Below are 20,922 nucleotides of genomic sequence, written 5' to 3' on the forward strand. Positions count from 1 at the left end.
GAGGTACGCAGAACAACACTTATTGACAACCTGTGAATCACCCCACCAAATAGCGAGAAAGCCTGTCGAGTCCATATAATTACTGCCAGTCTCTCATATTAATATTTTTATTGCTTAACCCGAACTTATCAAATTTATATCGAATAAATCTGGAATATTTGTCTTCATGAGTGGACAAGACAATCTGTTGATCAGCGAAATTGTATTTTAATAATTCAACAAGTGAATGTGCATTGATTTCATCTAAAGTTTGTAAGGGATCATCAATAAAAATCATTCCCAATTGTGATTGGTTAAAAACTTTGTTTAATACCAACATAAGTGAGATTACAGTTGCCGATAGTTGCCCTGAACTCAGCGTAAAAGCCACTTCCTGATCTTTATAGCAAGGTGTAATATATAACTGTTTATCTTTCTTTTCCATTTCAAAATCTATATTGAGTCCGGAACCAAGACTATGATTCTGCAGGATCTTACCTGTATAGATATGAAATGGAATTTTTATCTTTTCGACGATGCTATTTGTATATTTATTGATTTGGGTGTCCATGTTTTCAGATAATTGGTTCAGCTTTGACCACGCCACATCCAATTTCTCTATTTTGTTTCTCCTTAAAGTAATATTATGACTTATAGCATTATAAAAATGCAATTGCACATAATTTCGTTTATCAGTAATAGTTTCCTGAGAGATATCTTCCAATTCTTTAAAGCTGCCTCCAAAATAGTATGAAAAATCATTTCTTATTGCAGCCTGATCCAATGACTCGTCAATTATTGGCCTACTATTATTAATAAGCTGGAGAAGACTTTCCTTAGCTACCACCATATCTTCTATAGCTCTGTGATTAATTATTCCTAAAATCTTCTCTTTATCTTCATTGTCAAACAACTTCACAAAATTTTCGAATTCATCAGCTTTTCCAACAAAATCTAGAAGTTCTGTAAAAAAATCATTGTCAACAAGGTCATTTCTTTCCTGTGTTAATGTCTGAACCTCTGCAAGCAGAAAGGGCGTTATCTTATTTAAGATAGTTTCAGTAAAATCTTTCTTAGTACGCTCAAATGTGGTATTATTTTCTAAATAGCTCGCGAAGATCCTTGATTCAGTCTCTTCTATATGTTTTATCAACTCCAAGGAAGTATGCCAGTCGTAACCACAGGTCGGGCACTCGCTGTCTTTAATGGGAATGATTTCTCTATACTGAATATTAATTTGTAGGAGCTTTTCGCGCTTTTCCTTCAGGTCGGATAGAATTCTATTGTCAGCACTAAGATTTTCTTCCATGGATAGAATAGTTTTGAGTGAACTACCATAACTTGGAAGATATTCATTTAAACCAATCTTTTGAGAAAGAAAATCGCTTTCGGTCTCTCCGCTAAGACTTTTAAAATCCAACTTTTCTATAAATGTAAGTATGCTTGTATTTCTTTTAATAATATTGTCTATATCCCTCCTTCTGCCATGTTCCTCTTTCAATAAATTGAAATTTTCTACTGCCCAATAATATCGTAAAAGAGTGTCACTGGCATTGGTATTAATAAAAGAGGTAATGCTGTGGTTAGCTAGCACGTTCTTAACTTCTTCTCGATTGAGAATTAGGTAATCCAGTTTATTTAACTCCGAAAGATATTGCTGGTGAACATCAGGGTCTGTATTTTTCATTTCTTCCCGGTCCCACTCAAAGTCTTTATTTTTGAATAACCTGATATAAACAATATCCGATACTGCATTGGAAACCGTTGATAGGTTATTTTTTTCCAATAGGTTGATTTCTTCCGTATAGGATTTAGTCTTCTTCTTTATCTGATCTTTTGTATCATTGACCTTTACTAAAAGTAAACGCTCCTCTTCTCCGCCCAGCAAAGACTCCAATGTACTATATCGGTTCTTTGGATCTTTTTTCAAAAAATATGTGTTCTCATCCTGCTCCACGTAGTTGAGCAAGTTGAATAACGATTCAATATTTTCGAATTGAAGCAGCGTTTCCACTTCTGCTATAGTCGAATCTTCTTGGTTATCGTTGATGTATAATTTCGACAACGTAAAAATTTTTCCGAAATTATTGTCAGCGGAGGAACTGCTGCTTGCCGCAGGAAATACACGTTTTATTTTTATAGTATTTCCATCATCACCTCTTAGGATTGCTGAAATAATGATTTCTTGTTCATTGTATTTATGGATCGGGCTATCCCTAAATTTATACCTTTTATCTACAAAGGAAGTTTTTGATTTTCTAGGGTTTCCGGCAAACAGAATTTCAATGGCTTCGAAACAGGTTGTTTTTCCATAACCGTTCGGACCATCATAGACGACCAGATGCTTTCCATCGAAGTTAAAATCGGCCTCAGTAATACACTTAAAATTTTTAATGTAAAGATTAGATATTTTGAATTTATTCATCAGTGTCTATTTGAAATTGTGCTACAAAAGATTCGACATCCATATTCACTTCATAATTATCGTTGATGATCTCAAGCAAACTCTTCTCCTGATCTGATAATCCTTCCTCGAACAAGTTTGATATCGTTGTCAGTCCAAAACTTCCGCTTTGATAATTCAGGAAAGGAAGTTTGATAAAAAGATTCATGAGAAGCTGGTACCAGCTTTCCTCCCTATTATTGATAAAAGCACTATTCTGCAATGCCAGACTGTTTAATTTCTCTGGTAAGTTTTCATAGGCCGCATCATCAGTTTCAGAAGTTAGTTTTTCAAAATCACAACTGACGTATGGCAAAATATACTTTTTTGCAATCTTGTAATTCTCCTCAATTTTATGGATATTTTTTAGTGTGTTCTCATCTTCTAGCGTACTCAATTCTACCACAATGATACTTGATAGGTTAAAGTCTATGATGCTTCCGAAAGCCTTTACCTGCTCATAGCCTTTAATAGTGTCTAAATATGCATTAATGCCGTAATCCAATTTATTCATATCCTCCTCTACACCAAGGCAATGCAATAACGTATTGTATGCTGAACAAATTAAAATATAGAAATCATCCCTGTCTTCAAAATAAAATAAAGTAGGATTCAGCTTATCGTCAATTAATTCTAATGTTCGCAGCCCACTTGCAGTTGCTATTTGTTCTATTAGATTTTTCATGAATTTAGATCAGTTATAGTCTCAGACAGTTTTTTTAGGCCATAATTCTTTATGGGATTAGTAATATCAATGGAAGGATCTAAAAAGGTATCGGGAACATCAGTTATATTTCTTATCAAGTCTGTTACTTTACTTTTATCATATGTTATTTGTTGCGTAACAATATAATCGACATCACTGAGGTTGTTTTCGTGAATGTTTTTAAAATACCCTTGAAGTTGAATTTTTTCAAAGCTCGTAGGAGGGTCACTGATATTGGAGCTTATGAGAGATAATTGATATTTCTCATCATTGTGGTCAAATACAAGATCCCTATAGCAGGGAGGAAAATCAATTCCTTCAATAGCTTTTGTAATTATGTTATAAATAAAGCCAGCATCCATATAGAGAGCCAGATCCTCACGGAAATCACGATCGCTTATAGCCTTGTGAGCATTAATCCGCTCCTTGATCAGTTTTTTCACACCATCAAATCCTAAATGATCCAAATTTTCACAGCACTGTTGCAACTTAGCATGCCACTGGGCCTCATTCGGGTCAGCCAGGTCATAAATTGGGATAGGTTCTGAAAGAATCTTTAAAAATGCCTTTACAATGGTAAGCCAAAAAAGATCACTATTCAAAGCAATATCTGACTTTTCGATCCACTTCTTGATTTCTCGAAGCGGAACAGACTTAACTTGCTTTGTACGGTGGCGTTCCTTTATGAGGTTAACGATATTATTGAGACAGAAATTCCTTTTTAATTCTATGTCCCCGCTACTTACGGTATCTGCTGGAAATATCTTCTTTATTTCTGTATCAATCTTATCTGAGATATTCTCTAATTTGTAAACACCATGTATTACAGCAAATTTATCAAATTCAATGGCTTGATAACGTTTATTGAAAGATGAATGATCTTGCTCATAGTCAATGATTACCTTATCCGTAATTAAAGAGCAATGAATCGGTCTTGTTCTTCTGTTCAGGCTGTAGAGTTCAATCTTCCTCCTTCCATCAGTAGGATCTTTTTTTACGGTTTTTGAATAGTGGTATTTATCTATCAACTCTGCGATAACATCTCTATATTTACTTAGCTTATCTGCATCTTTACTTAGATAAGCCTTAACCTGAAAAACCTCCAATACATTGGTTTTGAAAGAGAAATCCTCATCTTGTTCCAATCTCAAACAAAAATGCTCAGGAATATCTACCCCGCAAGTATTGATTATTTCAATTGCTTTGCATAAGGCAACTTCCCCTTGAAAAATATATCCTGACCAACTTGGTGTAGCGTCCGTACTCATTGTTCCAATTTAAAAGAATTCTATTTATTATCTAATACATCTTCATTAGCCGATGGCCATTATACTTAAAGAAGTTAGCAGTAGACGATACTGAACAAGTAGTTGTTTCATATAATACTGCTTTCCCTTTCTCAGGTTTCCTTTTATCCCATGGCTATTGCAATCTACGTTTTTTAAGAAAAGGTTACAACTAAATTTTTATCATACAAATCTAATTTAACAAGGCGACAAAACATGTCGTTTTATTTTAATTTCACTTCTTACGAGCCATCAAAAAAGCTAGAGATATGGTATCGTTCAAATTTACAAACGTCCATTGATCCTCCGTTACGGATTTCCACATCTGACACCTCGATTTTCGAAAAGGCAGATTTAAAAAGTAAGATTATTGAGACGTTTACCAAAAAAAAACTTTGGGAGCAGGAAGCCAATTGGGCTCTTTATCTTTTCCCGGAGATTCATATTGAATCAAGAGCGTTCTTCCACCGTCTTTATCTTTTTTAAACTGCGGAAACATTGGTGAGCTAATCTGGTATCAAAGCTATTTTTTACAATCCCTTATATTTTATAATCCTTTATTAAAATAACCAAAAAACATCAACAAAAATAAATCACTTAAAATTAGGCAGTTAAAATAGATAATTGCACTAAATCACTTATAAAAGTGTTCGAGGATAATCCTGCCATGCTCACTTAAAGACTCACAATTTTTGTGAGTCTTTTTTGTTTTTACCCTAATCTATATCAGACGGCATATCGTATCCCAATTTTTAATAGGCACAGTAAAGGCTTCGAATCCTTCTGCGATCACTTAAAACTCACTAATTTCTAGTGAGTCTTTTTTTTATCCAAAATCACGAATAGCCAAGAGTTATGAAATTTGATTTAGATTAAAATAATCCTTTTTTAACACAAAGTCTATTTTTAATAAAGCTCTATTTAAAGGCTGAAAAGGCGGAATTAACGATATAGACATAGAGTCTTTCTAAGTGGAAGCCTGACTATAAATCTTCATCAATGATGAAATCGAGACCAAAACTATTTCTAATAAAATTGCTTATTTATACAATTTGACAAAATTTGTTTTTTTGTCGAAAATGTATTATTTTTGCATTCATATTTCAGACAATTTTCAGACAATGTCATCACATACAGAACAAGATCAGCTTTCACAACAAATTCTGGAGACCGCTTCCGGACTGTATCTGAAGTATGGATTGAAGAAAGTGACAATGGATGACATTTCCAGAGCTCTTGGCAAAAGCAGAACGTCTATTTACTATTACTATAAAAATCGTGAGGAAGTTTTTCAGGCGGTTCTGGAGAATTTGATCAAAGAAGTTATTTCTGAGATTGATGCCAATATGAAGAAAATAAAGACCTTTGAAGGGAAAATCCACGAGTTTTGTCTTGCCAAAGTAAAAACCTCAGAAGAAAGATCTTCGTTTTTCAGGGCTATAGAAGCCGGAATGGACAATGAGGAAAAATCAAAGCATATTACTGATGCCCACAACCGAATGATGGAGGCTGAAAGGAATCTGCTGCTTACTTTATTTTCAACAAGTATGAACAATGGTGAAATTCCAAAAATTGCCATTGAAGAACAGGAAACCATCGTCTTCATTCTGCAGAGCAGTATCCGGGGAATAAGGCGCGAAATGGGCTTAAAAAACAATTTTGAAAATTTGAACAATACAGTGAATACACTGACCTCTATGGTTATTAAACATATTGGTTAAAATTTTTTTATCTCAATTTTGACACTTTTACATTATTTGTCAAATAGTTTATTTTAAAACATGAACAAAATCACTAACATCAGTACATTCCGGGCTTTTAGGAGTACAAATTATACATTATATTTTTTTGGGCGTTCTGTCTCCCAGTTTGGGACATGGATGCAGCGTACAGCCGTAGTATGGGTCGTATACAGTATGACCGAGTCTGCATTTATGCTGGGGCTGACCATTTTTGCGGAACAGTTCCCTTCCTTTTTATTTTCTGCCTTCGGAGGGGTTGCTGCAGACCGGTACAACCGCTACAAAATTATACAGATCACTCAAATTTTATCATTAATTCAAGCGTCTGTACTGGCTTTCCTGGTGATGACCGGGCATCAAAATATATGGAGTTTCATTGTGCTAAGTGTCTTTCTCGGAATTATCAATGCATATGACATTCCCGCACGGCAAGCGATGATCAATGAAGTGGTAACTGATGATGAAGATCTTCCAAGTGCTCTTTCACTGAGTGCAGCCATGGCAAGCATCGCCAAATTAGCAGGCCCTGCCCTTTCCGGAATCATCTTACAAAAATTCGGAGCAGGAACTTGTTTTCTGATTAATGCAGCCAGTTTTGCAGCTGTAATGGTTTCCATTTCCATGATGAAAATAAAGATTACTCCTAAAAAATTAACGAAAAAGGGAACTTTTACAGAATTAGCTGAAGGTTTCAGGTATCTGAGAAAAGAACCCTCCATCAGTCTGGTTATTATTATGCTGAGTATTACAGGTTTATTGATCCTGCCATATGATACTTTAATTCCTGTGTATGCAAAAGAAATTTTTAAAGGTGATGCTAAAACATTCGGTTATATATCTAGTTTCATTGGGATTGGAGCTGTTCTCGGAACAGTATTTCTGGCTTCAATGAAGAAAGGAGCCTCCATGAGAAACATTCTTATCCTGAGTACAGCTATTCTGAGTATTGGACTGATCTGTTTTTCGTACGCCACCAATTTCTACTGGTCTATGTTTTTTGCGGCACTAACAGGATTGGGAGGTGTTGCACAGTTTACCACCTGTAACATTATTGTGCAGTCTGAGGTGATTCCCGAAATGCGATCAAGAGCGATCAGTATTTTGCTGACGGCCATATTCGGAATGCTTCCTTTGGGAAGTGTACTTATCGGATTTGTTTCGGAGAAGATAGGAGCTCCAAAAACCTTGTTGATAGAAGGAATTGCCGGTATTTTAATTGCCGTTGTCTTCAGACGTTTATTGTTTAAAAAGAATAAGACCAAAGCTGTCAACAACCAACTTTTAGAAGAATCAGAAGAACAATTCATTAATAAAGTATAATTAAAATGGAAAACAAGAAAACAGCATTATTGGTGATGGATATGCAGTCATCAATACTAAGCAACTTACCTGATACACAAGAATTGGTATCTCATGTCAAAGAGGCTATCAAAACCGCAAGAAGCCACCAAATTCCGGTTATTTATATTACAGTAGGGTTCAGACAGGGAATGCCGGAAATAAGCGCCAACAACAAAGTATTTGCAGGTTTAAAGCAGCATATGGCAAATGTTGATATGAAAGAATGGGTAACTATTCATCCTGACCTTAGTCCCGAAGAAAAAGATATCATCATTACTAAAAAAAGGTTTAGCGCTTTTACCGGAAGTGATCTTGAGGTCGTCTTACGAGGACTGGATGTTCAACATCTGGTACTGACCGGAGTATCCACCAGCGGAGTTGTTTTATCGACCTTAAGAGAAGCTTCGGATAAAGATTACAGACTCACTGTAATTGAAGACTGTTGTAAAGACGGGGATGAAGAGGTACATAAAGTGCTAATGAATAAAGTTTTTCCAAGACAGGCCGATATTATCATGGCAAGTGATTGGTTAAAATAAATAAAGAGTAATAAAAAGCCGACAGATTCTACTCCATCCGTTTCATAGGATGAAAACACCGTTTCACTTACTTATTTTGCTGCATCAGTTTAACTTTTGCTCCGAGAGGAAGTAATACATCCTAATTTTACAGGGTAAACTTAGCGAAAGGTTACATAGTTAGTTTTTTAATTAGTATCAAAAGAAGCATTGATTAAGCATCAATAAAAATCTTTTTGTGCAACTTAATTCCTTGTAGCCATTTATGGCTCAATTATACACTTAATCATGTTTGGGTAGGATTGGTTTGTTCCAGTCCTATTTTTTGTTTTTTCCCGCAGATGGCACAGATTTCTCCTGATATTTATGGATATAGATGAGATTTATTTTACTATGTAATTAAAATCGGAATTCTTCAATAGATGGATCGTTAAGCAGAGTCTTTGTACATATTTCATGCTTTTTCGCAGCTCCCTGTACACGCCAGATAATAGTATATTGATCTCCAATTCTCACTTGTTTTCCTCTGACTGATTTCAATTGGTGTTCTTTGAAAATCTGCTCATATTTTTCTGCTATTCCATCCTGGTAAGGAAGTGTCATTTGATACGTATAGCGAATGCTTATCTTTTCGATGATATTCTGAACATATTTGAACATGATAAGCAGCAAAAATACGACGATGGAGCCCACAGTAGCCTCTTCATAATATCCCGCACCTATTGTCATTCCCAGAGAAGCACAAATCCATATTGTAACGGCTGTTGTAAGGCCGGACACTCTGTTTTCTTCTTTAAAGATCACTCCTGCTCCTACAAAGCCTATTCCTGTAATAATATTGGCCGCTATACGATCCGGACTTCCCGGACCTCCCAAACTCATGGAAAGCATGGTAAATAAGCATGATCCCAATGTCACCAGAATCATCGTCCTCAGCCCTGCAGACTTCAGCTGATATTCCCGTTCAATTCCTATGATACCTCCTACGAAAACCGAAAATAAGATGGGGAGAAGATCATCAAGTAAATCCATTTGTGTAATTTTTATTCTCTAAATTTATTTGATTTTTTTCAATTGTAAAAGATCTTTACACAAAAAAACCGCTGTATCTACAGCGGTTTTTTATATTCGGAATACTTATTATTTCAGTTTGTAAGAATTTCCGTTCCAAAGATATGTTTTGGAAGCGTGTTTTTTCTTCTCCCGATCCTTTTCATCCACTTCCATATCTTCTACTTTAAGGATAAATGCGTTGGAGATTCCTCCTTTATCATTAGGAAAAATAAATTCTTCACTGTGATAAAAAGCACCGGCATCCCCTACATTCATTAATTGCGGAAGGGTAATCAGTTTTTTATCTTTAAAAAGAACATACTGATCATAGCTTGCGATTCCACATGCTTCTCCGGAAACCATTGCTTTTAAGGTGAATTCAACATTCTGCAGTTTGTGACTGCTTTCTATATTGAAAGATGCAGAACTTAATTCCTCCCCTTTGCCTGTATCAAAATACACCTCATCAATGAGTGTATTTCCTTCCATTACTTTTATTCCGGCAATGTTCTTCTTTTCGACCTCGTTATATTCTTTATTCTTTCGGTCAATCGTTTTGGAAAGTCCAAAAAGGAAATCATACCCATTTTTATTACGGTATCCTACACAAAGGTTACCGCCCCAGACATATCCTTCCAATGTATTTTCTCCTTTCTGATAAGAGATTTTATACCAATTGGCAGCTCTTTCTCCCAACTTCAGGACGGTATCTTCTTTTTTAAGAATCACCACCTGCTGATTGGTTTGTAATGAGTCTAAAATCTGACCATTCACTCCGGGATCTAATCTCACGCGGGTCCAGTCTGTAAAAATTTTCTGGGCCTTATTCTCTTCAAAACCAAAGATTCCATCGGCATATACTTCATTTTCCTGAGCTGTAAAAAACTGCAACATCAGTATAAATAAAGCGGTCCATAAAGTTTTCATATTTGTATTTTGCTTTTTTGTGTATTATTTTTCAAGCAGAAGACTTACCCATTCTTCACGCTGTAATTGCTTTTTCAGTTCAAGTCCGCTTTCTTTACATACTTCAAGAATATCAGCCACATCAAAGAAACACAGTCCTGAAAGCAATAATTTTCCTCCCTCATTCATTACTGAAACATACGTTGGGATATCTGAAATCAGGATATTCCTGTTGATATTCGCTAAAATAATATCAAAATTTTCTTTTCCCAGGTTTTCTGCAGTTCCCAGTTCAATATCCAGTTCTACATTGTTTCTTACTGCATTTTCTTTGGAGTTTTCTACTGACCATTCATCAATATCGATGGCTTTTGTATCTCCCGCTCCCTGCTGTTTTGCATAAATGGCCAACACAGACGTTCCGCATCCCATATCCAATACCTTTTTACCATTCATGTCAATATCCATCATTTGCTGGATCATCAAATGGGTGGTAGGGTGATGCCCTGTTCCGAAAGACATTTTAGGCTGAATAATAATTTCATGCATTCCCGGTACCGATTCGTGGAACTCTGCTCTGATCAATACTTTATCATCAATATTGATTGGAGAGAAGTTCTTTTCCCATTCTTCATTCCAGTTGATATTCGGCATTTCTTCGAAAGAATATTCGATTTTTACATTTTCGTTTTCAAAGATCGGAAGTGCTTTCAACTGATCTTCATGAAACAATTCTGCCTGAACATATCCTAAAATTCCGTCAATTTCTTCTGTGAAGCTGTCAAAACCTATTTCTATAAGTTCTGCCATTAATATCTCGTTCCAAGGTTGCAATGGAGAAATTTTGAAATTGAATTCTAAATAATTTTGCATGTGAGTAATTTGATGCAAAAATACTAATGTTATTATTGTTAAAAAAATGATGGAGGTATTTTTGGCTGAAACCGGGGATTTTTATGTTTTTTTATTACACAGATTTTTTGAAATGTAATCTCAAAAGTCAAATTATTTGGTTATTGTCATTCTGAACACAGGCTGAAGGTCTGCGAATGTAGTTCAGAAATGCAGTGAAGAATCTCATGTTTTCATTATCTCTTTTTTCCACAAATTGCACGGATGGCACAGATGATTGCGCATAATATATTCAATAGGGATGGGCTTTAGCCCGTCTTAAAAATCATGACAAATTCCATTGGCTTTAGCCAAAACTTATTTTTCTATCCTAAAGGCTATGTAGATTTTTTTGAGATGCGAAAGATTCTAAGTTTTGGCTAAAGCCATATAGAGCTTATAAAAAGAAAAAGCGGGCTAAAGCCCGCTCCTATTGAATTTTAAATTTCTTATGGATTTGTAGAGAAAATAGAACCGTTTGCTATCAATGCTCTTCTGTTCATTTTCAGGATATCTCTTACCCATTCTGCAAAGTCTTCCGGCTGTAATACTTTATCAGGATTTCCGTCTGTAAGTCCTCCCTGGATGCTCATATCGGAAGCAATGGTACTTGGAGTCAAAGTAATCACACGGATATTTTGTTTTCTCCATTCTGCCATCATGGATTGTGATAAAGATACTACGGCTGCTTTTGAAGCGGCGTATGCTGACATATTGGGTCCACCTTTCAAACCAGCTGTAGAAGCTACGTTTACAATGTCACCCTCCCCTTTAGCTTTCATAAATGGATGCGCAGCTTTAGAAGCGTAATATACTCCGAATAGATTGGTTTTAATAACCTGCTCCCAGGTTTCAGAAGGCATATCTTCGATACTTCCAAAATCTCCGATCCCTGCATTATTGATCAGGATATCAATCCCTCCCAATTGTTCTGCTAAAGATTCTATTCCAGCTTTTACCTGAATTTCATTGTCTACAGAAAAAACGGCATAGGCTGAGTTTACACCCAGTTTTTTGATTTCTTCAACCGTCATTTTAAGATTTTCCTCGTTTCTTCCTGTAATGGCAACGTTTACTCCTTCATTGGCTAAAGCTAATGCTACAGCTTTCCCCAGTCCTCTTCCACCACCTGTTACGATGGCATTTTTTCCGTTTATATTCATAGTAATAATACTTTTCTTTATACAAAGTTACGAAAGAACATTTTTACGAAACAGTGAAACAATGGATTTAATAGTTTTTTAATGGTTGGGAGCCTACTTTTCTGCAACACTGTAAATAATACTTTGCTCCTAAAAAGAAACAGTCTGCCCCTTAAAAAGAGGCAGACTGTATAAATTATTTATTATTGAGAAGTATTGTAAACCACCCCGTCAAAAATTCTTTGAATTTTTGCCACCCCTCCAGAGGATGGGAATATTTCGTCCTTCAATGGTACTATTCGAGAAGGGTTTCAATAATTATTTATTCTTTAACTGATCAGGAATATTGGTTGTTACGAACCCTATTCCTTGCTTTTTCAGTTCATCGAATACGGCAACATCATTCACTGTCCATGCATTAGTAATTAATCCTAATGCTTTTGCTTCAGCAATCCAGGTAGGATTTTTCTGAAAAACACTGTAGTGATAATCCATACCATCCAATCCTTCTTTTTTGATCTGCTCAGGAGACAGTTCACCGTTCAGATACTGAACTTTAAAGGCAGGTGCCAGCTTTTTGATCTCTTTACAAATATTAAGACTGAAAGAAATAAATTCACTTTGAGATTCCAGCTTCATATCCTTGATCATTTTGATCGTTTTTTGAGTGATCTCATTTTCAATTTCCGGAGTCTTGGCAGGTTTAATTTCAACGATAAGCTTTAGAGCTTTGTCTTTTTTTCCTTGTTTTAAATAATCTTTTAACGTCGGAAATTTTTCTCCATTGGATAATTTCAGTGCTTCCAATTCTTTAAAAGTAGCTTCTGAAATTTCCATTTTACCATGATGCTCATCGTGATTGATCACCAATACACCGTCTTTTGTCATTCTTACATCAAATTCAGACCCATATACTTTCAATTTCTGGGCATTTTCCAATGATTGAAGTGAGTTCTCCGTTGTAGGAGGCTGAGCCTGGAAATATCCTCTATGGGCAATGATCTGGGTTTGTGCTTTCATCATAACTGTACTTAAAACTGCTAACCCTAAGATAAAATTTTTCATAATATAATTTAGATATTAAAAAACAAAGTCCTGAAACTTTCTGATAAAGGTAGTTATTAAAATGTTGAAACCACAGAGACATAAAAGAATAATGTAAACCTCAACCTAGGTTTTAACCTAATTTTTTTATGCCCCAGTAGTCTAAAAGTAAGGGTTAGAAGCTATACTTCGCACCGATCTGGATCTGGTATGGATTCCCTGAAAGAGGAACCAAACCGCCTCCACTTACGTTTTTGGTATATTCATACTGCATGGTGTCCTTGTTAAACTTAGTCACTTTATACAAAGATGTGTTTCCGTATGACTTGTTTACTCCCCATTCTTTATTAAGTAGGTTGGCTACATTGAAGATATCTACAGAAAGTTCAAAAGCACCTACTTTATCAAATTTAATTTTCTTCGCTACACGAACATCCCAAACGCCATAGAAACCATTTTTACCTCCGTTACGTTCTGCAATTTTGCCATTGTATTCGTTGATATAATCTTTCAGAGCCTGCCCTACCTGTGGATCGTCCAGAATCGCTTTGGTAATATTCGGGAAGATAAAGGCAAGGTCATTAGAATCTACGAAATCACCGTTGATATTCCCTCCTGTTGTAGCAGAGAAACGGGTACCTCCAATTCCAGAATATCTGATCCCCAATGTAAATCCGGCAATGGTTGGAGAGTTACCGTAGATCACCACTTTATTACGGAACTGGTTGTCAGAATAGGTCATTCTTAAGTCTCTCGGATCACTTTGAATCATTGTAGATAATGTTGCAGAGTTTGCTACGTTTCCGTTGTACGAAGTATTATCTTTGATATCAGACCATGTATAACTTGCCGTAATCTCCCCATCTTTCCAGTAACGGTAACTTGTATCTAATACAAATGAGAACTGGTTTACTTTACCATCACTCACCAGCTCCAATACTCTTCCAAAATTTTTATTAATTCTTCCTGCTTTCCAGTCAAAACTTACACTGTTATTCGCATTATTGGTAATAGCACTTGTAGGAATAAATACTCCTCTACCTCCTTCATTAGCCAATGTAAAGAAAGGATTTGCCACCATGTTTCTGTCGTAGTAAAAGTAATTATTTCTACCTAAAGCCATATATCCTGCAATTCCTGCTCTGAATCTTTCATTGAAGAAATGGGTATAAGAGATATTCGCTTTATAAACGATTGGAATTTTTGCATCCTTACCGGTATAGTTGATGGTAGGAATCTGATACTGGGAAAGAGATGGAGCAGAGTTATAATCATTTCTGTAACTGTTGAAATCCGGGAACGGAACATCTTTACCCGTTACATCCACAGTAGCAAGGTGTTTACCATCGAATACAAGGTTGTTGATGATCATATAATTGTTGATATCGGAAGAGAAAATTCCGGCACCGAACCTAAGGAAGTCTTTATTTCCTTCATTGATGTTCCAGTCAAACTGAAATCTTGGCTGAATCACGAATGACTTGATTTTGTTATCGGTTCTTATTCCCATTTCATCAAACAGCTTCTGGTTGAGTTCTGCTTTCGGGTAACCTCCGTAGTCTAATCTTAAACCAGCCATTAAATCAAGACCTTTTGCCACTTTGGTCTGAAACTGTCCATACACTCCAATGTTCCAAATGTTTGATCTTACAGACGGATCTTCCATGAGTGGAACTTCCCTGTAGAATCTGTAAGGGGTCATCGCATCAAAATTACTCATTCCCTGGAAATGGAATCTTCCGTTTACTTCACTTCCGTACACAGATTTTGCTGTTGTATACATTAAATCAGCTCCGAAAGTATATTTTACCTTATCGGTATTATAGTATAAGTTATCTACAATCTGGATTACATTATTTCTAAAGCTTTCCTGTCCGAAACGGTGTCCTCCAAACTGGATATTGGTAGATCCCGCACTTGAAGCCACTCCTTCAACAATAGCTCTTGGTACAGGTTTTCCTAGTTGATTATTCTGATAACTGTCCTGGAAAGTATAAAGATACTGAGCCTTTAATTCATTGGTTAAATTAGGCTGCAGATTGGTTCTTAAGGTTAACAATAAACTGTTGTCAAGGTTTTTGTCATTTCCGTAAGATTCAAAGAAGTTGATATTGGTATTATCACCAAGACCGTTTTTATTAAGATCGTACGTGAAGTTATTTCTCAACGTTAATAAATTCTTTTCGTTGATCTGCCAGTCTAAACGTAAGAATGCAGCATCCGAGTTTCTTACTTTATCAAACGTTCCGAATTGCGGGGTGTTCCCTACCCCATACTTTGATCTTGCAATATCCAGAAACTGATTAAGGGTTTGGGTGGTAGTACTGAATCTCTTCTCATCATCCGGAGATTTGATATCAGCAATAGCCAACGGTCTTGAATCCAGCTGGTGATCCCATGCTACAAAGAAATGTAATTTATTTTTAATGATCGGTCCTCCCAATGAAAACCCGAACTGAGAAGTAGAGAAATCATTATCTCTTTTGTTTCCTCTGATGTCATATGGGCTGGAAAGCCAGTTGGTTCTTAAATATTCCCAAGCACTTCCAGAGAATTTATTGGTTCCGGATTTGGTCACAGCACTTACCGTTCCACCACCACTTCTTCCCAATGTCACATCATATTGGTTGGTGGTGATTTTAAATTCACGTACTGCTTCAATAGAGATAGAAAATGGTGCACCACTTCGGCTGGTAGTAGCACCTGCAGAAGTAGGGTTTTTGGCCGTCATCCCATCAATGGTAAAATTAGTGGAAGATCCTAACTGCCCGGAAAGATTTCCTCCTTTCCCACTTAATGGTGATAGTTCGGCAAGATTCGCAAAGTTTCGTCCGTTCACCGGAAGCATACTGATATTTTTAGCAGAAATTGCTGTAGCAGCTCCAAGGTTTCCGATCTTGTTTTTAAGATTTCCGGTAATCTTTACTTCTTCGATATGCTTTTCAGCTCCCAGATCCATATTGACAGTCACCTGATCTCCGAAGTTGACATTGTAGCCTTCTCTTTTATCATCGTTTACAATAACTGTGTAAGGTCCTCCCAAAGGAATTTCTTTAAAAATATATTCCCCTTTTGAGTTCGTTTCCGTTTCCGTTTTGAATCCTGTAGACTCGTTCACGATCGTTACTTTCACTTTTTCCTGAGCCGTACTTCCCGGTCCGGTTACTTTCCCTACAATAGAAGCCTGTGTGGTCTGTGCATAAGCCATAGTCCCAAGCCCTAAAAACAATAATCCCAGTACAATCTTTACTTTTTTCATTTCTTCCGAAGATGTATATTATTAATTTTTTGATAATAACCAGGAAACCTCTTTGATTTTCACGTTGATAGATCATGCTGAGGTTTCTTTCAATTAGATGTGCAAAGGTATCTTGACTTTAAAGGCGGGCTGTTTAAGAAAGTTTTAACATTTTTTTAATTAAATCAGAACATTATGTTAATTTACTTTAAACACACAATCTATTTCATACAAAACCAGCCTGTTAAAGCACATTACGGATTCTTAATTTTCCTGTACTATTTAATTCCATTATTTTTTAAATGCAATTACTTTAGTTATTTTTGCTCAAAAGATAGAAAAGCAATGTCTGAAAACATTCAACAAAAGATAGAACAGCTCCGCAAAGAGCTTCACCAACATAACGAAGACTATTACCAACTGGATACTCCCACTATTACAGATTTTGAGTTTGACATGCTTTTGCAGGAACTCCAGAATCTGGAGGCAAAATATCCTGAATTTTATGATGAGAATTCTCCTACTGTACGGGTAGGTGGTGGTGTCACTAAGGTTTTCCCTACCATTCAGCATAAATTCAGAATGTACTCTCTGGACAATTCCTATGATTTTGACGATCTGGAGGATTGGGAAAAAAGAATCATCAAAACAATTGAAGACCCGGTAGAATTTGTTGCTGAACTGAAGTATGACGGAGCATCCATTTCTATTCTTTATGAAAATGGAAAGCTATCACAGGCTGTTACCCGTGGTGACGGTTTCCAGGGAGATGAAATCACTCCGAATGTACGTACTATTTCAGATATTCCCTTGACTTTAAAAGGGGATTTCCCGACTCAGTTTTTTATGCGCGGAGAAATTTATCTGACCAGAAAAAACTTTGATAAACTTAATGTACTGAGAGAGGAAGAAGGTCTTGATCCCTTCATGAATCCAAGAAATACAGCCAGCGGAAGTTTGAAAATGCAGGACAGTGCTGAGGTAAGAAAGCGCAGCCTTTCTTCTGTACTGTATCAATTTATCTCTGATGAAGTTCCTGCAGAAACCCATTGGGAACTGCTTCAGAAAGCTCAGAGCTGGGGTTTCAAAACATCACAGCAGGCAAAATTATGCACAACACTGGATGAGGTGAAGGAATTTATTACTTTCTGGGATACGGAACGTCATAATCTGCCTTTTGAAATCGACGGGATTGTTTTAAAAGTGAATTCGTTACAACAGCAGAGACAGCTTGGATATACGGCAAAATCTCCACGTTGGGCGATGGCTTATAAATTTAAAGCAGAAAAGGTAGAGACAGAACTTCAAAGTGTGTCTTATCAGGTGGGAAGAACGGGTGCTATTACTCCTGTTGCCAACCTTAAACCTGTTTTATTGGCTGGAACGATCGTAAAAAGAGCATCCCTTCATAATGAAGATATCATTAAGAAACTGGATCTTCATGAAAATGACTTTGTATATGTAGAAAAAGGGGGTGAAATTATTCCAAAAATTGTAGGCGTAAACACCGATAAAAGAACGGAAGAGAGCAAAGAAATAGAATACATCAAACATTGCCCTGAATGTGGTACCGAACTGGTAAAAATTGAAGACCAGGCCATTCATTTCTGCCCGAACGAACTTCACTGCCCGCCACAGGTGGTGGGAAGAATGATTCATTATGTGTCCAGAAAAGCATTGAATATTGATAATCTTGGAAGCGAAACCATTGAACAGCTTTACCGGGAAAAACTGGTTGAAAACCCAGCTGATTTTTATGTATTGACGAAAGAACAGCTTCTTCCATTGGAAAGAATGGCTGAGAAATCTGCTCAGAACATCATCACCGGAGTTGAAAAATCCAAAGAAATTCCTTTTGAGAAAGTTTTATACGGAATCGGAATCAAGCACGTGGGAGAAACGGTTGCCAAAAAACTGGTCAAAAACTTTCCGACTATTGAGGAATTAAAGAATGCAACGATTGAAGAGCTTTGTCAAGTAGAAGATATTGGGGCTAAGATTGCAGTAAGTATTGTAGATTTCTTCCAGAATTCTGAAAACCTATTGATGATCGAGCGCTTAAAATCCTATGGAGTACAGCTTGAAAAAGGAGAAAGCACGAATGAAGTTTTGTCCAATGTTTTAGAAGGGAAAACGTTCCTTTTTACCGGAAAATTGTCTTTATTCACCAGAGAATCTGCTGAGGAAATGGTAGAAAAGCATGGCGGGAAAAATATTTCGGCAGTTTCGAAAAACCTCAACTATCTTGTCGTAGGTGAAAAAGCAGGAAGCAAACTGAAAAAAGCACAGGATATCGGAACGATTGAAATCCTGGATGAGCAGCAGTTTCTGGACCTTGTTGAGAAACAATAAAATTTAAAAATATTTTTATAAAAAAACCATTGATTTTCTTCAATGGTTTTTTTGAACATTCTCAATATTTTACTTGAAAACAATAATCGTATACGGATTTTTTTGCCCTGCTTTAGGCAAGATCAGCCTGATGTGTTCTTTATTGCTATAGTAATCTGTGTATGGTTCTTTAGTAATAATCTTTCCTTTTTCAGTTTCTTTATATCCGGCTGCCAAGATCAGCTTAAGATATTGATCATATTCTTTTTTATCTTTAAATTCAAATTCAATACTGCCTTTTGATTTTTCTTCAGGGTATTCAAACTTCCCAATTTTCGAGGTGTAATCCGGGGAATCATATTCGTTTAAAAGAAAGCCTAAGCCTTCTGTTCTGTCATAAAATTTGAACTGAAGCTGTTTCATCTCCTTTTTAAACTCATCCATGGTAAGTTTGTTGAATCCCTTGAGCTGTTCTAACGTGAATGTCTGAGCAGAGACCTGGATACTTAGCAAAACTGAAAATAATAGGAGTCCTAAAGTTTTTCTCATTTCTATTTTTATCGTAAATATAAAATAATCCCTATGAAACCGGCAGTCTGAAGTAAAACGTACTTCCATTATTCAAAGAACTCTTCACTCCGATTTCTCCATGCTGTTTTTCAATAAAATTTTTCGAGATCGCCAAACCGAGTCCTGTTCCATTCTGATGTTCTCCCGGAACCTGGAAATAGCGGTCAAAGATCTGGCGGTGGTATTTTTCATCAATTCCACTTCCGGTATCAATAATACTGAATTGAATAAAGGCGTCCATTTTTTCTACCACAATCTGAATATTTTCATCCTGAAAAGAGTGCTTCACCGCATTGGTCAAAAAATTGTTCATCACCCAAACTGTTTTATCAAAATCTGCAGTCACGGAATCATTATCTTCCAAAAGATATTGAGTGCTGATCAAAATATTTTTCTGCTCTGCCAGTTTTTCAACATTTTTCATAGCAGTCTGTACAATTTCCTTAGGGGAACATTTCTCTATGGTCAATCTGATATTTCCGGATTCTACCTGGGAAAGATTGAGCAGTTCACCCGTAATATCCAATAACCGCTGTCCGTCTTCATTGATACTTTTCAACAATTCCTGCTGTTGCTCATTCAATTCACCGAATTTTTGATTTCCAAGAAGCTGTACGCCCATTTTGATAGCCGAAATGGGAGTTTTCAGTTCATGGGAAATTGTCGCAATGAAATTGGTTTTAGCAAAATCCAGTTCTTTGAAAGGGGTAATATTTCTTAACAAAATCACTTTCCCAATATATTTTTTTTCCTTTTCGCCGGTCTTGACGATATTGATAGGAATAATATCCTGTTCAAAATAATTCTCCTTATTATCACGAACAATCTTGATAGGATCTTTTACCGGATGATCTATATTTTTCAGCAGTTCACGGATAAGGTCGTTATTGATGGCTACTTCATGAGCTGTTTTTCCAATAATTTCTTCTTTATGGAGGTTCGTGATTTTCAGGGCTTCATCATTGATCATGTAGATAAAATGATTTTCGTCCAAACCAATCACAGCATCATGCATATTGTTGACCAATGTTTCGATCCGTTTTTTATCCATCAACTGCTTAGAAAGCGTACTGCTTTCGTACTCCTGAAGCTTTTCTGCCATAGTGTTGAATGATTCTGCAAGATCGTTGAACTCCTCACTTCCTTTGAAATGAACTCTTTCACTGTAGTTTTTACCGGCAATCTGCTTTATCCCGAATGTAAGCTGGCTGATAGGTTCTGCAATAGCCTGAGGCAAATTGAAAAGTAAAATAAAAGCAATCAGAAAGCATACGGTTCCTAAACTTACAATCCAGAACGTAGCATTTTCTGCCGTGATGATAGCAATGTCACTCTTCCGCTCTATCCCTTTCATGTTTAAGGACATAATCTTGGCCAGATCCTCACGAATCAACTTCTCCTTATTAGAATCAGGAGCTTTCAGATAGCTGTTGAAATGCAGATTCAGATTCTGAGTGGCTTCTTTTTCGCCAAATTCTGTAAGGTTCTTTTCCTGAAGCTTATTATTTTTTTTAAAATCCGCGACCGCAACCGTACTGTCTGTGCTGATGTTATCCAGAGCAAGAAGCATATTTTTGGAAAACTCCAGACTGTTGTAATTGGCTGTCAGAATTTTTTCAGTATCAGATTTTAATTTATTGATGTATACAGAACCTATCACTGAAAGCAGAACGATCAGCAGAAATAAAAGGCCAACACCTAAGGTAAGTTTCGTTTTAAGTTTCATTACTTT

General features: G+C 36.3%; 16 protein-coding genes. 4 read left to right on the plus strand and 12 right to left on the minus strand.

All coding sequences use genetic code 11. From position 1 onward, the window contains the following. Window positions 1–79 precede the first annotated feature (79 nt). The 4 genes from C1634_RS25035 to C1634_RS26490 form a co-directional block, all read right to left on the minus strand. Window positions 80–2,404: an AAA family ATPase gene (locus tag C1634_RS25035; RefSeq protein WP_109739339.1), complete on the minus strand. Its 2,325-nt coding sequence runs from the start codon at window positions 2,402–2,404 to the stop codon at window positions 80–82. Next, window positions 2,397–3,107 (minus strand): ABC-three component system middle component 1, encoded by a 711-nt coding sequence (locus C1634_RS25040; RefSeq protein WP_103234537.1) that lies wholly within the window; start codon window positions 3,105–3,107, stop codon window positions 2,397–2,399. The genes C1634_RS25035 and C1634_RS25040 overlap by 8 nt, the downstream gene beginning before the upstream one ends. After that, entirely contained in the window at window positions 3,104–4,396 is a 1,293-nt protein-coding gene (locus tag C1634_RS25045) for a hypothetical protein (protein WP_103234538.1), read from the minus strand. Before C1634_RS25045 ends, C1634_RS25040 begins: the two co-directional genes overlap by 4 nt. Before the next feature lie 397 nt (window positions 4,397–4,793). Further along, a complete protein-coding gene (locus C1634_RS26490) occupies window positions 4,794–4,913 on the minus strand; it encodes a DUF1214 domain-containing protein (protein ID WP_228410168.1) in 120 nt (39 codons plus the stop codon). A gap of 622 nt (window positions 4,914–5,535) precedes the next feature. Between C1634_RS26490 and C1634_RS25050 the strand changes: the two genes are divergently transcribed. From C1634_RS25050 to C1634_RS25060, 3 genes are read left to right on the plus strand one after another with little or no spacing between them, the layout of a single operon-like run. Then, complete coding sequence (locus C1634_RS25050; protein WP_161990775.1) at window positions 5,536–6,135, plus strand: TetR/AcrR family transcriptional regulator; 600 nt, start codon at window positions 5,536–5,538, stop codon at window positions 6,133–6,135. A gap of 60 nt (window positions 6,136–6,195) precedes the next feature. Beyond that, window positions 6,196–7,476 (plus strand): MFS transporter, encoded by a 1,281-nt coding sequence (locus C1634_RS25055; protein ID WP_103232383.1) that lies wholly within the window; start codon window positions 6,196–6,198, stop codon window positions 7,474–7,476. Window positions 7,477–7,481: 5 nt separating this feature from the next. Then, complete coding sequence (locus C1634_RS25060) at window positions 7,482–8,036, plus strand: cysteine hydrolase family protein (RefSeq protein ID WP_103232384.1); 555 nt, start codon at window positions 7,482–7,484, stop codon at window positions 8,034–8,036. 378 nt (window positions 8,037–8,414) lie between these two features. On the opposite strand, the gene C1634_RS25065 is transcribed toward C1634_RS25060, so the two are convergent. From C1634_RS25065 to C1634_RS25090, 6 genes are all read right to left on the minus strand, one after another. After that, window positions 8,415–9,047, minus strand: coding sequence for an MgtC/SapB family protein (locus C1634_RS25065; protein ID WP_103232385.1), 633 nt, complete (start codon window positions 9,045–9,047; stop codon window positions 8,415–8,417). A 108-nt stretch (window positions 9,048–9,155) separates the two neighbouring features. Then, entirely contained in the window at window positions 9,156–9,995 is an 840-nt protein-coding gene (locus tag C1634_RS25070) for an SH3 domain-containing protein (protein ID WP_103232386.1), read from the minus strand. A 24-nt stretch (window positions 9,996–10,019) separates the two neighbouring features. Beyond that, window positions 10,020–10,847, minus strand: a complete 828-nt coding sequence (gene prmA, locus C1634_RS25075; RefSeq protein ID WP_103232387.1) for a 50S ribosomal protein L11 methyltransferase — start codon at window positions 10,845–10,847, stop codon at window positions 10,020–10,022. Window positions 10,848–11,314: 467 nt separating this feature from the next. Further along, window positions 11,315–12,028 (minus strand): 3-ketoacyl-ACP reductase, encoded by a 714-nt coding sequence (locus C1634_RS25080; RefSeq protein WP_109739340.1) that lies wholly within the window; start codon window positions 12,026–12,028, stop codon window positions 11,315–11,317. A gap of 297 nt (window positions 12,029–12,325) precedes the next feature. Beyond that, entirely contained in the window at window positions 12,326–13,072 is a 747-nt protein-coding gene (locus C1634_RS25085; protein WP_109739341.1) for a glycerophosphodiester phosphodiesterase family protein, read from the minus strand. A 154-nt stretch (window positions 13,073–13,226) separates the two neighbouring features. Further along, entirely contained in the window at window positions 13,227–16,310 is a 3,084-nt protein-coding gene (locus tag C1634_RS25090; RefSeq protein WP_103235222.1) for a TonB-dependent receptor, read from the minus strand. A 324-nt stretch (window positions 16,311–16,634) separates the two neighbouring features. On the opposite strand from C1634_RS25090, the gene ligA reads away from it, so the two are divergent. Further along, complete coding sequence (ligA, locus tag C1634_RS25095) at window positions 16,635–18,641, plus strand: NAD-dependent DNA ligase LigA (RefSeq protein ID WP_109739342.1); 2,007 nt, start codon at window positions 16,635–16,637, stop codon at window positions 18,639–18,641. 69 nt (window positions 18,642–18,710) lie between these two features. Here the strand turns inward: ligA and C1634_RS25100 are convergent, their stop codons facing one another. Together C1634_RS25100 and C1634_RS25105 are read right to left on the minus strand one after the other, a co-directional pair. After that, a complete protein-coding gene (locus tag C1634_RS25100) occupies window positions 18,711–19,169 on the minus strand; it encodes a hypothetical protein (protein WP_103235026.1) in 459 nt (152 codons plus the stop codon). A gap of 31 nt (window positions 19,170–19,200) precedes the next feature. Beyond that, window positions 19,201–20,916, minus strand: coding sequence for an ATP-binding protein (locus tag C1634_RS25105; protein WP_103235027.1), 1,716 nt, complete (start codon window positions 20,914–20,916; stop codon window positions 19,201–19,203). Between the last annotated feature and the right edge of the window lie 6 nt (window positions 20,917–20,922).

The sequence above is a fragment of the Chryseobacterium viscerum genome (genome assembly GCF_002899945.2).
GTDB lineage: Bacteria > Bacteroidota > Bacteroidia > Flavobacteriales > Weeksellaceae > Chryseobacterium > Chryseobacterium viscerum.